The sequence below is a fragment of the Luteococcus sp. genome (assembly GCF_043424415.1).
Lineage (GTDB): Bacteria > Actinomycetota > Actinomycetes > Propionibacteriales > Propionibacteriaceae > Luteococcus.
Window position 1 is genome coordinate 1 of sequence record NZ_JBHWOO010000136.1, and the last position, 13,529, is coordinate 13,529.

Genomic DNA, 13,529 nt, shown 5'->3' on the forward strand with positions numbered 1-13,529 from the left:
TTGTGGCGAACCCACTGGGTTCGCCGGCCCCCGTCCAGCATGCGCGATGTGCCAGGACTCGTCAGCTGCCCCTCAGGCCTGCTCCGCCTCGCGCGACATCTCGGCGGAGCGGTCACGGCAGGCGTGCATCGCCCGGGAGAAGGCGGAGCGCACGCCGTCCTGGTCCAGCACCCGAAGTGCCTGCGCCGTGGTGCCGCCCGGCGAGGTGACGCCCTCGCGCAGACTGGCCGGGTGGGCGCCCGGTTCCCGCAGCATGGCACCGGCACCGTCGATGGTGTGCGCCACCAGGTCCGTCGCGGTCGGCCGGGACAACCCCATCTGCACCGCTGCCTCCACCATCGCGTCGGCCACGTGGAAGAGGTAGGCCGGGCCCGATCCGGAGATCGACGTGACCACGTCCTGCTGGTCCTCCGGCACCACCACCACGTGACCGCAGGCCTGCATCACTTCGCGCACCCGCTCCAGGTCTTCCTCGCTGGTGGACTGCGAGGGGCTCAGGGCGCTGACCCCGCGCCCCACCAGCGACGGGGTGTTGGGCATCACGCGCACCAGTGGCTGGCCCTCGCGCAGCTGGCGCTCCATCACGGCCAGGGGCATTCCCGCCGCCAGGCTCACCACCACCGCCTGCTCCCTCAGGTGCCCGGCTGCCTGGCCGAGCACCTCACAGACGCCGCGCGGCTTGACGGCCACCACCAGGACGTCGGCACTCGCGGCGGCCTCCTCGAGAGTGGCAGCACGCACACCCTCGTAGCGCTCCTCGAGCTCCCGGTCCCGCTCGGTACGACGGTTCACGACCAGCAACTCGTGCTTGCCCCAGCGGGCCAGCCCGGACAGGACCGCCTCGCCCATCGTTCCCACGCCCACCAGTGCGATGACCACGGCTCAGCCCTTCAGGTTCTTGGCAACCAGCTCGGCCACCTGCACCGCGTTGAGGGCGGCACCCTTGCGCAGGTTGTCATTGCTGAGGAAGAGCACCAGGCCCTTGCCCTCGGGGGCGGACTGGTCACGGCGGATGCGCCCGACGAAGGACGGGTCCTTGCCGGCCGCGTCCTGCGGGGTGGGGACGTCCATCAGCTCCACACTGGGAGCGCCCGCGAGGATCTCGGCGGCCTGCTCGGGAGCGATGTCGCGCTCGAACTCGGCGTGGACCACCAGGGAGTGGCCGCTGAGCACCGGCACCCGCACGCAGGTTCCGGCCACCAGCAGCTCGGGCAGGTGCAGGATCTTGCGCGACTCATTGCGCAGCTTCTGCTCCTCGTCGGTCTCGCCGCTGCCGTCGTCGACCAGACCACCGGCAATCGGCAGCACGTTGTAGGCGATGGGTTTCACATAGGGGGCCGGGTCACCGAAGTCGATCACTTGCCCGTCCAGGCGCAGCTCGTCGAGCTTCCCGGACTCCACCCCGACGCGGAACTGGCGTTCGGCATTGAGCACCGCGTCCCCGCCGGAACCCGAGATGGCCTGGTAGGTGGCCACCACCAGGCGCTTCAGGCCGGCCGCGTCGTGCAGCGGCTTGACGACGGGCATGGCCGCCATGGTGGTGCAGTTGGGGTTGGCGATGATGCCCTTGGGCGGGTTCTTGGCGTCGTCCGGGTTCACCTCGCTGACCACCAGCGGCACCTCGGGGTCCAGCCGCCAGGCCGAGGAGTTGTCGACGACGATGGCGCCGGCGGCGGCCACCTTGGGGGCCACGACCTTCGACGTCGACCCGCCATTGCTGAACAGGGCGATGTCGAGACCGGAGAAGTCGGCGGTCTCGGTGTCCTCGACGGTGATCTCCTGGCCCTTGAAGGTGATCGTCTTCCCAGCAGAGCGTGCGGAGGCGAACAACCGCAGCTCGTCGACGGGGAAGTCACGTTCCTCCAGCAGCGTCATCATCACGCCGCCGACCTGACCAGTTGCTCCAAAGATTCCTACGCGCATGGGACCCAGACTAGGTGCCCGGCAGGCTTCGTCCGGCCCGGTCCACGTGGCGTCGGGCCTGCTGGTTGCCCTCAGAGCCAGGAGACCCGCCCGGCCAGCGCGGCGTAGCCGACGAAACTGGCGACGTCGAGCAGGAAGTGGGCCACCACCAACGGCCACAGGCGCCCGGTGCGCCGGAAGAAGCACCCCAGGAGCAGCCCCATCACGAGGTTGCCGACGAAGCCGCCGAAGCCCTGGTAGAGGTGGTAGCTGCCGCGCACCACCGCAGAGCTGACCAGGACGAGCCGGGGCGACACTCGCGCCTGCGCACCACGGACGAACAGGTAGCCGACCATCACGACCTCCTCGAGCACCGCATTGCCCGCGGCCGAGGCCACCAGCAGCGGAACCACCCACCAGTGCTCTCCCAGCCCCGCGGCCTGGACCGTCGTGTTCAGCCCGAGCGCCCGGGAACCCAGGTAGAGCGCGAGCCCGGGGACCCCGATGCCGACGAAGATGCCCAGGCCCCACAGCAGGTCGCTCCGCACCCGGCGCAGGTCGAGCCCGGTGGCGGCCAGCACCCCGCCGCGCGGAGGCCAGGCGGTGGCCAGCAGGAGCAGTGCCAGCAGTGCCGGGACGGGCAGCAGCAGCACGTCGACCAGCTGGTACAGGGCACTGAGCCAGGGCCGGTCCGGCGTGGCGGCCTGGTTCAACGAGGAGGTCTGCTGGTCCAGCGGCACGGCACGGGTGGTGCGCTCGATGATGCTCAGCACCGAGTAGATGGCCGAGCGGCCCAGGCTCACTCCCAGCAGCAGGGCCACCTCCAGCAGCATCACCCGGCGCAGGCGGGACCGGCCGGGCGGGGACGCGCTCATCGCCTGGTGACCAGCGCCCGCAGCAGGGGCATGACATTGGCCGGGCGCTCGGTGACCCGTCGCAGCAGGTAGGCGTACCAGTCGCTGCCCACGGGCAGGTGGACGCGCACCTGGTGGCCGGTGTCGACCAGGCGGCGGTGCTCCCAGGGCCGCACCCCGTGGTACATCTGGAATTCATAGCTGTCCCCGGCTCGCTGGTGCTGGCCTGCGATCTGGATGGTGGCCTCCACGAGCTGCGGATCATGGGTCGCGACCATCGGATGCCCACGCCCGGCCATCAGCACCTCCAGGCAGGCGATGAAGCTCTGGTCCACGTCCTGGCCGGTGATGTGGCCCGTCGCCCACGGCTGCGAGTAGCCGCCCTTGCACAGCCGCACCCGCGCCGGCATCGATGCCAGCCAGCGGCTGTCCACCAGGCTTCGCCGCTGACGACTCTGCACCGTCACCCCCAGCTGGGGGAAGTCCTGGTGGCACAGCGAGAACAGGGCGTAGGTCTCGTCGGTGGTCGACGGCTCCTCCAGGTCGAGGCTGACCAGGCTGCCGGCATTGCGGGCCGCCAGGCAGATCTCGCCCAGGGCCGCCTGCGCCAGACGGGCATCGGACAGCCCCAGCCCGATCGTGCTCGGCTTGACCGTCACCTCCGCCACGGACGCCAGGCCCGCCCGCGAGACCTCCTGGACCAGCTCGCGGTGCGCCCCCACCGCCGCCCGGACGTCGTCGACTCCCCGTGCCGGAGCAAGCAGGGGCTCCAGGGTGGATCGCAGGCCCTTGGTGTGGTTCTGCCGCACCGTCTCCACCGCCTCGCCGGTGTTCTCTGCCGCGATGAAACGGCGGGCCACCTCACGCGCGGCCGGACTCGCCGTCACCGCCCGCTGCGCACGATCCGAGCTTCCGAGCCGCGCCACGAACTCGCTGGCGCGTCCGAAGGGGCTGCTGACCTGGTCGTGCCCGCTCACCGTGCGGCCCCCTCGCGCGTCGCCCCGAAGGTGTCTGCGTCCACCTCGTCCGGCTGGTCCTGGCCGAGGTGGTGTCGCAACTTGGCCAGGCAGTCGGCCAGCCACTGGGCGCGCACCTCGCGCGAACCGGCCTTGCGGGTGTTGACCTCGAGCACCACGTGGCCGTCGAAGGCCCTCTCGGCGAGGCGGTCCAGCAGCTCGAAGGCACGCTGGTCGCCCTCGCCCGGGAAGAGGTGCTCGTCCTTGGGCGAACCCTTGCCGTCGGTGATGTGCACGTGACGAAGCCTGGGCCCCCACTCCTCCACATAGTCCAAGGACTGCTTTCGGGAGGTGGAGGCGTGCGAAAGGTCGAGGGTCAGGTGCTCGTAGCCCATCTCGGTGGGGTCCCAGCTGGGCACATAGGCCTGGAAGTGGGTGCCGGGTGTGCGCCACGGGTACATGTTCTCCACGGCGACGATGACGCCGGTGCGGGAGTTCAGCTCGCGGATCCCGTCGACGAAGGTGCGGGCATAGCGCCCCTGCCAGCGAAAGGGCGGATGCACGACGACCACCTCGGCCCCCAGGCGCTGGGCCGCCTCGGCGGAACGCTCCAGCTTCTCCCACGGGTCGGTGCCCCAGGTGGCCTGGGTGACCAGCAGGGTCGGGGCGTGGATCGACAGCACCGCCACCTGGTGCCGGTCCTGCAGTTCGGCGACCTTGTCGATGTCTGCCGCCAGTGGGTCGATGCCCACCATCACCTCGACGCCGTCCCAGCCCAGCTCGGCGGACAGCTCGAAGGCGGCGGCCGTCGACTCCGGATAGACGCAACTGGAGGACAGTCCCACGCGGGCCGGGCTGCGGGGGCGTCGCACGGGGGCGACGGCATCAGCGCTGCCGTCGCCGCGCAGGGGCTGGGTGCTCTCGCCTGTGGGGACCATTCCTCCAAACTAGTGCCTGCCGGGAGCCGCCCCGGTAGGGTGCCGGTCGTGAATCCCGTCGACGTCGAGATCAGGCAGCCCTTCCCCCGCACCTGGGTGGAGTTCGTGGACCCCGCCGACGACGACCAGCTGCTGCGCTGCGACCTGACCTGGCTCACCTCCCGCTGGAGCTGCATCTTCGGCGAGGGCTGCCGCGGCATCGACGCGAACCGGCCCGAGGACGGCTGCTGCGTCCTGGGAGCGCACTTCAGCGAAGCGGCCGACGAGCAGCGCGTCGCCGGACACGTCGCACGCCTGACCCCCCAGACCTGGCAGCAGTACGAGCAGGGCCAGCACGGCTGGGCGGTGGACGAGGAGGCCGACCCCGAGGCCGATGCGGACCAGGAGCAGACCCGCAAGACCCGCGTCGTGGACGGCGTGTGCATCTTCCAGAACCGGCCGGGTTTTCCCGGCGGAGCCGGATGCGCCCTGCACGGCCTCGCCCTGCGCGAGGGGATCAGCCCGGTGCAGACCAAGCCGGACGTCTGCTGGCAACTGCCGATCCGGCGCACCTACCGACACATGGAGAGGGCCGACGGCACGCCCTGGCTGGAGATCACCATCGGCGAGTACACCCGGGAGGGCTGGGGCTCGGGCGGCGCAGACCTGGACTGGTACTGCACGTCGAACCCGGTGGCCCACGTCGGGGCCAGCCCGGTCTACGAGTCGAGCCGCGACGAACTGGTCGAGCTCATGGGCCAGCCGGCCTATGACGAACTGGTGCGCCTGGCCGAGGAGCACCTGGCCGGGCTGGCACACCATCCGGCCACCACTGCGGCAACAGAGGGCGCCGTGGGGAATTCGACCGCCTAGTCAGACAGCTTTCACCACCCCCGTTTTCGCTTATCGACAGGTCACCGGCAAGAATGTGGCCATGCATGTCGACCATCTCGTGTTCGCAGCCGGTCCCGACGGCCTCAAGGCAGAGGCGGAGCGTCTGGGCAACCTTCTTGGTGCCGAGTTCAAGGACGGTGGCTTCCACCCCCGCTTCGGCACCCGCAACCACATCCTCCCGCTCGCCGACGATCGTTACCTGGAACTGGTCGAGGTGCTGGAGCATCCGGCCGCTGACAAGGCCCTGTTCGGGCAGGCCGTGCGCGCCCGTACCGAACTGGGTGGTGGCTGGCTCGGCTGGGTGGTGTCGGTTGACGACATCACCCCCTACGAGGAGCGTGAGGGCCGCGCGGCCGTCGACGGCTCCCGCCACTTCCCCGACGGCCGCCTGCTGGAGTGGAAGCAGGTGGGCATCAAGGGCCTGATGGCCGACCCGCAGCTGCCCTACTTCCTGCAGTGGACCTCGCCGGAGGACGTCCGTCCCAGCGCCCTCAAGGGCGACGTGGACGTCGTCGGCTTCGACATCGCCGGCTCCCGCCCGCGCGTCGAGGACTGGATGGGCGTCGAGCTCGGTGATGAATTCGACGGCGTGAAGCTGAACTTCACCGCCCCCAACGGCATGCCTGGCCTCGACGCGGTCACCTTCCAGACCGCCTCGGGCGAGATCGTGCGCATCTGAGGCCCTGCGCTCCCTGATCGACCTGCAGCCACGGCGGCGCGTCCCCTTCGGGGCGCGCCGTTGCTGCATTCCAGGGCACCCGCCCGGGGGTGCGTGGGCGTCGGGCACGAGAACTGTCAGAGCCGTCGCCTAGGGTCGTCGACGTGGCGAAGCAGAAGCAGGACGCGTACCAGTGCACCGAGTGCGGGTGGACCTCGGCCCGGTGGGTCGGCAAGTGTGGCGAGTGCCAGGCCTGGGGTTCAGTGGCCGAGCGAGGCGCGCCGAAGCTGGCCGAGGTGGCCAGCAGCACGCCGGTGTCCAAGGCGATGCCGATCGGCAGGGTGCCGACCAACACCACCCAGCGCACGCTCACCGGCATCGGTGAGCTCGACAGGGTGCTCGGCGGTGGCCTGGTGCCCGGGGTCGTGGTGCTGCTGGCCGGTGAGCCGGGCGTGGGCAAGTCGACCCTGCTGCTGGAGGTGGCGGCCAAGTGGGCCTCCGGGGGCGGGCGGACGCTCTATGTCACCGGTGAGGAGTCCGCGGCCCAGGTGCGGCTGCGGGCAGGCCGCACCAATGCGCTGGCCGACGAGCTCTACCTGGCCGCGGAGACCGACCTGGGCACCGTACTGGGGCACATCGAGGAAGTGGAGCCCGACCTGGTGGTGCTCGACTCGGTGCAGACCGTCGGCACCGCCCAGGCCGACGGCTCCCCGGGCGGGGTGACCCAGGTGCGGGAGGTGACCGGGGCGCTGGTGCGCGTCGCCAAACGCCGCGGCATGGCGGTGGTGATCGTCGGCCACGTCACCAAGGACGGCACCATTGCCGGGCCCCGCACCATGGAGCACCTGGTGGACGTGGTGCTCAACTTCGAGGGCGACCGCCACTCCGGCTTCCGGATGGTGCGCGCGGTCAAGAACCGCTTCGGCCCCTCCGACGAGGTGGGCTGCTTCGAGATGAGCGAGAAGGGCATCGTCGAGGTGACCGACCCGTCGGGGCTGTTCACCACGCACCGGGACCAGCCCGTGCCCGGCACCTGCGTCACGGTGACCATGCAGGGACGACGGCCCCTGCTGGCCGAGGTGCAGGCCCTGGTCGCCCCCTCACCCAATGAGAAGAACCCGCGGCGCACCACCAATGGGGTGGAGGGCAGCCGGGTGGCGATGATCCTGGCGGTGCTGGAGACCAAGGCGCGCATCACCCTGGCCGCCAAGGATGTCTACGTCTCCACCGTGGGTGGTGCAAAGGTTGCCGACCCGTGCGCCGACCTGGCGATCGCGGTCGCGGTGGCCAGTGGCCAGCTGGGCGTCAACTTCCCCAAGCGGGTGCTGGCCGTCGGCGAGGTGGGCCTGGCAGGAGACCTGCGACGGGTCCCCGGGCTGGAACGTCGCCTGGCCGAGGCAGGAAGGCTTGGCTTCGAGCTGGCGATCGTGCCCGCGCGCAGCCGTGACACGACGCAGAAGGTGCCCAACCTGGGTGGGCTGAAGGTCGTCGAGGTGGAGTCGGTGGCCGAGGCGCTCGGCGTGCTTGGGCTGAAGCGAGCCCCGCGGGAGCGCGGCTGAGCGGGTGGGGCTCGCGGGCCCCGGACGGTGCCCCAGTGCTGGGGGCCCCGGGCTACGGGGCCACCAGCACAGGTGTCTGTCACCAACGGCCCGGGCCGGATGGAAGCCTCAGTTCTGGCTGATCCGCTCCGTGTGCACCAGCTCCGGTGCCACTCCGGCAGCGGCCGTCGCCTCCTCCAGCGCAGTGACCATGCCGGGAGGGCCACAGACGTAGATGTCGGGCACGAGCTCGGGATCGGAGCCGGCCTCCGCGAGCCCTGCCTCCAGGACGTCCACGGCCGAGCCCGCGACGCACTCGAAGCGTTCGTCAGGGGCCTCCAGTCCGCCCTCGGGATGCCAGATCGCCAGGGTGACCCTCAGTTCGGGCATCTGGTCGAGCAGCTCGCCGATCTCCGCCACGCCGAAGACGTCGTCGACGGTGTTGACGCCCAGTACCAGGCGGGTCTCCTGCGGGTCGCCCCACTCCGCCATCCGGCGCAGCATGCTCAGCAGGGGGGCCAGGCCGCAGCCGCCACCCACGAACCAGCGGGGCCGCATCCCGTTCTCCTCCAGGGCAAAGGTGCCCTGGGGACCGACCACGGTGAGCCTCTGGCCCACCTCGGCGCGCTCGTCGAGGAAGGTGGAGAAGGTGCCGTGCTCGCGGATGTGGATCAGGAATTCCAGCGTCCCGTCCCAGTTCTGCACGTTCGACATGGAGTAGGCACGCAGCACGCCCGAGTCCGGTTCGACCAGCTGCATGTACTGCCCGGCCTCGAACTCGGCGGCCGAACCATTCACCTCGTGCTCGTCGAGCTGCAACGTGAGTTTCACGATGTGCTGCCTGAGGTGCTCGATCGAGGCGATCGTGGCGGTGCGCTCCAGCGGCGCCTGGTCGATCAGTTTGGCCGAGTCGAAGGGCAGGTTGACGTCCAGGTCGCTGGTGGGCTCGACGCAGCACAACAGGGCGGAAGCCTCGGGCGCGTTGGCACCCAGGGCGTCGGCCTCGAAGGGCCGCATCGTGTAGTCGCCGGCACTCACCTGCGCGATGCAGGTGCCGCAGGTTCCCTTGCCACACAGCGAGGGCAGGATGATGTCGGCATCCTTGGCCGCCTCCACCACGGACTGGCCCTGCAGGGCCTGGACCGTGCGCACGTCACCGTCGGTGGTGACCATCCTCACCTGGCAGCTCATGCCCCCGCCATGGCCAGGGCGAGGTCCTCGGTGGGATCTCCCAGCGGCTTGAGGTCGAACTTGTCGACCAGGATGTCGACGACGGCCGGTGTGAGGAAGACCGGCAGGGTCGGTCCGAGGCGGATGTGCTTGATGTCGAGGCTCAGCAGCGTGAGCAGCACGGCGGCGGCCTTCTGCTCGAACCAGCTGACGAACAGGCTCAACGGCAGGTCGTTGACGCCGCAGTCGAAAGCCTCCGACAGCGCCAGGGCGATCTTGACCGCGGTGAAGGAGTCATTGCACTGGCCGATGTCGAGCAGCCGGGGCAGGCCCGCGACGGTGCCGTAGTCATGGCCGTTGACCCGGTACTTGTTGCAGCCCATGGTGAGCAGCACGGTGTCCTCGCCCGACTTCTCGGCGATCTCGGTGTAGTAGTTGCGACCGGGCTTGGCGCCGTCGCAGCCACCGATCACCAGGAAGCGGCTGATCTGGCCGGTCTTGACGGCCTCGACGATCGCGTCGGCGTGGTCGAGGACCGAGCCGTGCCCGAAGCCGACGGTGACGGTGCGCTGGGGATCGGTGACATTGAAGCCGGGCAGCGCCTGGGCGGCCTTGACCACCAGCGCGAGGTCCTCGTGCTCCAGGTGGCGCACGCCGGGCCACCCGACCGGGCCCATGGTGAAGATGCGGGAGCGGTAGGTGGGCTGGGGCTCGATGAGGCAGTTGGAGGTCATCACGATGGGGCCGGGGAAGGCCGCGAACTCCTCGTGCTGGTTCTGCCAGGCCGAGCCGTAGTTGCCGACCAGGTGGGGGTACTTCTTCAGGCCCGGGTAGCCGTGGGCCGGCAGCATCTCGCCGTGGGTCCACACGTTGATGCCGGTGTCCTTGGTGGCTTCGAGGATGGCGACCAGGTCGCCCAGGTCGTGGCCCGAGACCAGGATGGCCTTGCCCTCGACGGCGGTGACGGGGACCTCGGTGGGCACCGGGGTGCCGAAGACGCCGGTGTTGGCAGCATCCAGCATCTCCATCACCTTCAGGTTCAGGGTGCCGAGTTCCAGCGCGTGGCCGAGCAGGGTGTCGAGGTCGGTGGCTGGATCGCCGAGGAAGGCCAGCGCCTTCTCGATGCCGGCATCGGTCTCGTCGGTGCGGTGCCCGAGCACGTGGGCGTGGTGGGCATAGGCGCACAGACCCTTGAGGCCGTACAGGTTGAGGTTGCGCACCCCGACGACGTCGGCGCCCAGGACGTCGATGTTGGCGTCGACGCGAACCAGCGGGGCCTGCTTCAGCAGGGCGGCGAATCCCTTGCCGGGCACGAACTCGGCGGCGCCCGAGGGCAGCTGCAGCTCCTCACCACGCTCGGCGCACAGGTCGAGGTAACGCTGCTTGAGTTCCTGCTGGTAGGCGTGGGCCTGGTCGATCATGCGCTGGAAGCTGGTGGCATTGAAGTTCACGTTGGTGAGGGTGGTGAAGACCCAGTAGGAGGCCCGGTGGGCGGGGGCGGGGTCCGACTCGCCCTTCTCGCGCAGCAGGGCTGCGTACTGGCCGATGCCGTAGCAGACGGTGATCAGGATGTCCTGGAGGGTGGCAGTGCGGTCGTCCTTGCCGCAATTGCCCTTGAGGGAGTGGCAGCCCAGCAGCAGGTTGTCGCTCCGGTCGGTCTGTTCGCACTGGTAGCAGAACATTGGCCTCACACTCACTTCGTTGATACGGAGAATCTCTTGCTTAATAACTACCCTTCGTCGTGGCCCATGGCAAGCAAGGCGACCCTTGCCTCGTGACACCCTGCGCGGGACGAGCTACGCCGCCGGTCGCACTACGATCGGGGCATGGCCGCACCTTCCCCCGCCGAGCACCAGGCACGACAGCGCCGTTTCCAGGCCCTCCTGGCCCCCGGCACCCCCCTGCGCGAGGGACTGGAGCGCATCCAGAAGGGTCGCACCGGCGCGCTGGTGGTACTGGGCAGCAACCGACGGGTGGAGAAGATCTCGACCGGGGGCTTCGCCCTGGACGTGCAGTTCACCCCCACCGCCCTGCGCGAGCTGGCCAAGATGGACGGCGGCATCATCGTCTCCAGTGACTTCGAGCGCATCCTCGCCGCGGGCGTCCACTTCGTCCCCGACGGCGACATCCCCACCGTCGAGACCGGAACCCGGCACCGCACGGCCGACCGGATCGCCCAGCAGACCGAACTACCGGTGGTGACCGTCTCGGCCTCGATGTCGACCATCACCCTCTTCCTGGACGGACAGCGCGACCCGATCGAGACCTCCGAGCGGATCCTCTCGCGTGCCAACCAGGCCCTGGCCACCCTCACCCGCTACCGGGAGCGGCTGCTGGAGACCACGCGCGTGCTCACCTCGCTGGAGGTGCACGACCAGGTCAGCGTCAAGGAGGTGGCCCTGGTGGCGCAGCGCATCGAGATGATCCGCCGCCTGGACCGGGAGTTGCGCGCCTATGTCGCGGCCCTGGGCGTCGACGGACGGCTGCTCGAGATGCAGCTCCACGAACTCACCCACGGTGTCGACGACCTCGCCACGCTCGTCGAGCTGGACTACGGGCCCGAAGACGAGGAGTCCACCAGCTTCCGGCTGGCTGCCCTGGAGGAGCTCACCTCCACCGAACTGCTGGAACCGCTGACGGTCGCACGCACCATGGGCTTCGGCGAGGATCACCACCTGGAGACCCACCTGACCCCGCGCGGCCACCGCCAGATCGCCCAGCTGGGACGCATCCCCACCAGCCTGGGCCGCCGCCTGGTGGAGCACTTCGGCAGCTTGCAGGCACTCTTCGGCGCCAAGACCCGCGACCTGATGGAGGTCGACGGCATCGGTGAGGGCCGCGCCCGCCTGGTGCGCGAGGGCTTGGGACGGGTGGCCGACTCCGCCTACGGCGACCGCCTGGACTGAGCCCGTGCCCCTGCGCCGACCCCGTGGGGCGGGGCGTCGCCGGATCAGGCCTGCAGGTTCATCACCAGGGCACGGGAGCTGACGCCGTCCAGCGTGGCGGCGGCACGGTAGGTGCCCGGCCGCAGCGCCTCCTCGCGCAGGCCGCACCCATCCTTGGAGCGCTTGCCCTGCCAGGTCACCGAGGTCTTCCACGGCTCGCCGGGACGGATGGTCTGGGTGCCGCGGGGCGCCCACTTGGCGCAGTGTGCCGTGGTCCAGATCCGGTCTGGGCCGGAGGTGACCTCCAGCACGAGCGGGCTCTCGTCCAGGTCGAGGACGCAGGCCATGGAGTCCCCATTGGCCACCTGGACCTGGAAGGCGGTGGAGGCACCCGCGGTGGGGCGCTTGTCGCCCTCGACCGTCACCGAGAGCACCTCGGTCGTGCAGGGCACCGGCCCCGTGGGCGTGGGATTGGGGGTCGGCGTGGGCGACTCGCTGGCACTCGCCGAGCTGCTCGGACTGGCCGAGGCGCTGGGTGTGGACGAGGCGCTCGGGCTGGGTGAGGCACTGGGCGTGGCGCTGGGGCTTGGCGTCACGCCCACCGAGGCCAGCGAGGCAGGGTTCTGCGGGACCGCACTGATGTCGGACTTGTTGTTGCCGAACAGGCCCGACAGCACCCACCACACCAGGGCGACCGAGACCAGGGCGGCGAGCGCGACGATGCCGCGACGCAGCCAGTAGGTGTTCCTGGACTCCGGGTCGGAGGGCTGCATCAGCGAGTTCATGTGCTGATCGTAGGAGCGAACCGCGACCACGGCCAGCAGCCCTGCCAAGAGGCGGGCCTGCGCGTGGCGAACGAGCCCGTGCGGGACCACTAGGCTGGCGCGATGGACAGGCAGCGGGTGGTGTGGCTGGTCAACCAGTGGTTCGAACAGAACCGGCGTGACCTCCCGTGGCGCCGCAGCACCCCATGGGGCGTGATGGTGAGCGAGTTCATGCTCCAGCAGACGCCCGTGGCCCGGGTGCTCGGCCCCTGGCAGGAGTGGATGGAGCGCTGGCCCACCCCCGACGACCTCGCCGCCGAGGAGCCGGGCGCGGCCGTCGCGGCCTGGGGCCGGCTGGGATATCCGCGACGCGCCCAGCGCCTGCACCGCGCCGCCGTCGCCATCGCCCAGGAACACCAGGGCCAGGTGCCCACCACCCTGGAGGAATTGCGGGCCCTGCCCGGGGTCGGGCAGTACACCGCCGCCGCGATCCTGTCCTTTGCCCATGGCGGGCGGGCCGTCGTCCTGGACACCAACATCCGCCGCCTGCTGGCGCGCGTCGAGGGCGGCCAGCAGTTCCCCTCGGCCTCACCCACCGTGGCGGAGTGGCGCGAGGCCGAGGCCTGGCTGCCCGAGGACGAGGCCACTGCAGCCCTCTGGGCGGCCTCCTCGATGGAGCTGGGGGCGCTGGTCTGCACCGCGCGCAGCCCCCGGTGCGAGGACTGCCCGGTCTCGGAGCTCTGCGCCTGGCGGGCCGCCGGGTACCCCGCCCATGAAGGACCGCCCCGCAAGCCACAGGCCTGGCACGGCACTGACCGCCAGTGCCGAGGCGTGATCCTCGACCTGGTGCGGCACAGCCCCGACGGCGTGCCCGTCGAGCTGGCGCTGGAGGCGTGGACCGACCGCAGCCAGGCCGAACGCTGCCTGTCCGGGCTGCTGGACGACGAGCTGGTGCGCCGCGACGCGGGACTTCTGCGCCTGTGAGGACAGC

The 13,529-nt window shown here is 70.4% G+C and carries 13 protein-coding genes; 5 read left to right on the top strand and 8 right to left on the bottom strand.

The annotated features are described in order from the left end of the window. Positions 1-72: 72 nt before the first annotated feature. The 5 genes from proC to ACHFFZ_RS08130 all read right to left on the bottom strand — a co-directional run bounded on the left by proC (position 73) and on the right by ACHFFZ_RS08130 (position 4,650). On the bottom strand, positions 73-879 hold the full coding sequence (gene proC, locus ACHFFZ_RS08110; RefSeq protein ID WP_394276136.1) for a pyrroline-5-carboxylate reductase: 807 nt from the start codon (positions 877-879) through the stop codon (positions 73-75). Positions 880-882: 3 nt separating this feature from the next. After that, a complete protein-coding gene (locus tag ACHFFZ_RS08115) occupies positions 883-1,932 on the bottom strand; it encodes an aspartate-semialdehyde dehydrogenase (RefSeq protein WP_394276161.1) in 1,050 nt (349 codons plus the stop codon). A gap of 62 nt (positions 1,933-1,994) precedes the next feature. Further along, entirely contained in the window at positions 1,995-2,777 is a 783-nt protein-coding gene (locus ACHFFZ_RS08120; RefSeq protein ID WP_394276137.1) for a CPBP family intramembrane glutamic endopeptidase, read from the bottom strand. Further along, complete coding sequence (locus ACHFFZ_RS08125; protein ID WP_394276138.1) at positions 2,774-3,733, bottom strand: proline dehydrogenase family protein; 960 nt, start codon at positions 3,731-3,733, stop codon at positions 2,774-2,776. Before ACHFFZ_RS08125 ends, ACHFFZ_RS08120 begins: the two co-directional genes overlap by 4 nt. Continuing rightward, entirely contained in the window at positions 3,730-4,650 is a 921-nt protein-coding gene (locus ACHFFZ_RS08130; RefSeq protein WP_394276139.1) for a sugar phosphate isomerase/epimerase family protein, read from the bottom strand. Before ACHFFZ_RS08130 ends, ACHFFZ_RS08125 begins: the two co-directional genes overlap by 4 nt. A gap of 48 nt (positions 4,651-4,698) precedes the next feature. Here ACHFFZ_RS08130 and ACHFFZ_RS08135 point away from each other — a divergent pair, with 48 nt between their 5' ends. The 3 genes from ACHFFZ_RS08135 (at position 4,699) to radA (ending at position 7,740) form a co-directional block, all read left to right on the top strand. Beyond that, entirely contained in the window at positions 4,699-5,502 is an 804-nt protein-coding gene (locus ACHFFZ_RS08135; protein WP_394276140.1) for a hypothetical protein, read from the top strand. 61 nt (positions 5,503-5,563) lie between these two features. Next, positions 5,564-6,202 (top strand): VOC family protein, encoded by a 639-nt coding sequence (locus ACHFFZ_RS08140; protein WP_394276141.1) that lies wholly within the window; start codon positions 5,564-5,566, stop codon positions 6,200-6,202. 143 nt (positions 6,203-6,345) lie between these two features. Then, complete coding sequence (gene radA, locus ACHFFZ_RS08145) at positions 6,346-7,740, top strand: DNA repair protein RadA (protein WP_394276142.1); 1,395 nt, start codon at positions 6,346-6,348, stop codon at positions 7,738-7,740. 108 nt (positions 7,741-7,848) lie between these two features. Here radA and ACHFFZ_RS08150 read toward each other — a convergent pair whose 3' ends face one another. Both ACHFFZ_RS08150 and hcp read right to left on the bottom strand, forming a co-directional pair. Then, positions 7,849-8,910, bottom strand: coding sequence for an FAD-binding oxidoreductase (locus ACHFFZ_RS08150; RefSeq protein WP_394276143.1), 1,062 nt, complete (start codon positions 8,908-8,910; stop codon positions 7,849-7,851). Next, entirely contained in the window at positions 8,907-10,571 is a 1,665-nt protein-coding gene (gene hcp, locus ACHFFZ_RS08155) for a hydroxylamine reductase (RefSeq protein WP_394276144.1), read from the bottom strand. Before hcp ends, ACHFFZ_RS08150 begins: the two co-directional genes overlap by 4 nt. A 144-nt stretch (positions 10,572-10,715) precedes the next feature. Between hcp and disA the strand changes: the two genes are divergently transcribed. Next, positions 10,716-11,795: a DNA integrity scanning diadenylate cyclase DisA gene (gene disA, locus ACHFFZ_RS08160; RefSeq protein ID WP_394276145.1), complete on the top strand. Its 1,080-nt coding sequence runs from the start codon at positions 10,716-10,718 to the stop codon at positions 11,793-11,795. Positions 11,796-11,839: 44 nt separating this feature from the next. Here disA and ACHFFZ_RS08165 read toward each other — a convergent pair whose 3' ends face one another. Continuing rightward, entirely contained in the window at positions 11,840-12,559 is a 720-nt protein-coding gene (locus ACHFFZ_RS08165; RefSeq protein ID WP_394276146.1) for a hypothetical protein, read from the bottom strand. 102 nt (positions 12,560-12,661) lie between these two features. On the opposite strand from ACHFFZ_RS08165, the gene ACHFFZ_RS08170 reads away from it, so the two are divergent. Continuing rightward, a complete protein-coding gene (locus ACHFFZ_RS08170; RefSeq protein ID WP_394276147.1) occupies positions 12,662-13,522 on the top strand; it encodes an A/G-specific adenine glycosylase in 861 nt (286 codons plus the stop codon). Positions 13,523-13,529 lie beyond the last annotated feature (7 nt).

Coding starts and splice junctions, on each gene's coding strand:
- ACHFFZ_RS08120 (WP_394276137.1), bottom strand. CDS start 2,777: ATGAGCGCGTCCCCGCCCGGCCGGTCCCGCCTGCGCCGGGTGATGCTG.
- ACHFFZ_RS08130 (WP_394276139.1), bottom strand. CDS start 4,650: ATGGTCCCCACAGGCGAGAGCACCCAGCCCCTGCGCGGCGACGGCAGC.
- ACHFFZ_RS08140 (WP_394276141.1), top strand. CDS start 5,564: ATGCATGTCGACCATCTCGTGTTCGCAGCCGGTCCCGACGGCCTCAAG.
- ACHFFZ_RS08150 (WP_394276143.1), bottom strand. CDS start 8,910: ATGAGCTGCCAGGTGAGGATGGTCACCACCGACGGTGACGTGCGCACG.
- hcp (WP_394276144.1), bottom strand. CDS start 10,571: ATGTTCTGCTACCAGTGCGAACAGACCGACCGGAGCGACAACCTGCTG.
- disA (WP_394276145.1), top strand. CDS start 10,716: ATGGCCGCACCTTCCCCCGCCGAGCACCAGGCACGACAGCGCCGTTTC.
- ACHFFZ_RS08165 (WP_394276146.1), bottom strand. CDS start 12,559: ATGAACTCGCTGATGCAGCCCTCCGACCCGGAGTCCAGGAACACCTAC.
- ACHFFZ_RS08170 (WP_394276147.1), top strand. CDS start 12,662: ATGGACAGGCAGCGGGTGGTGTGGCTGGTCAACCAGTGGTTCGAACAG.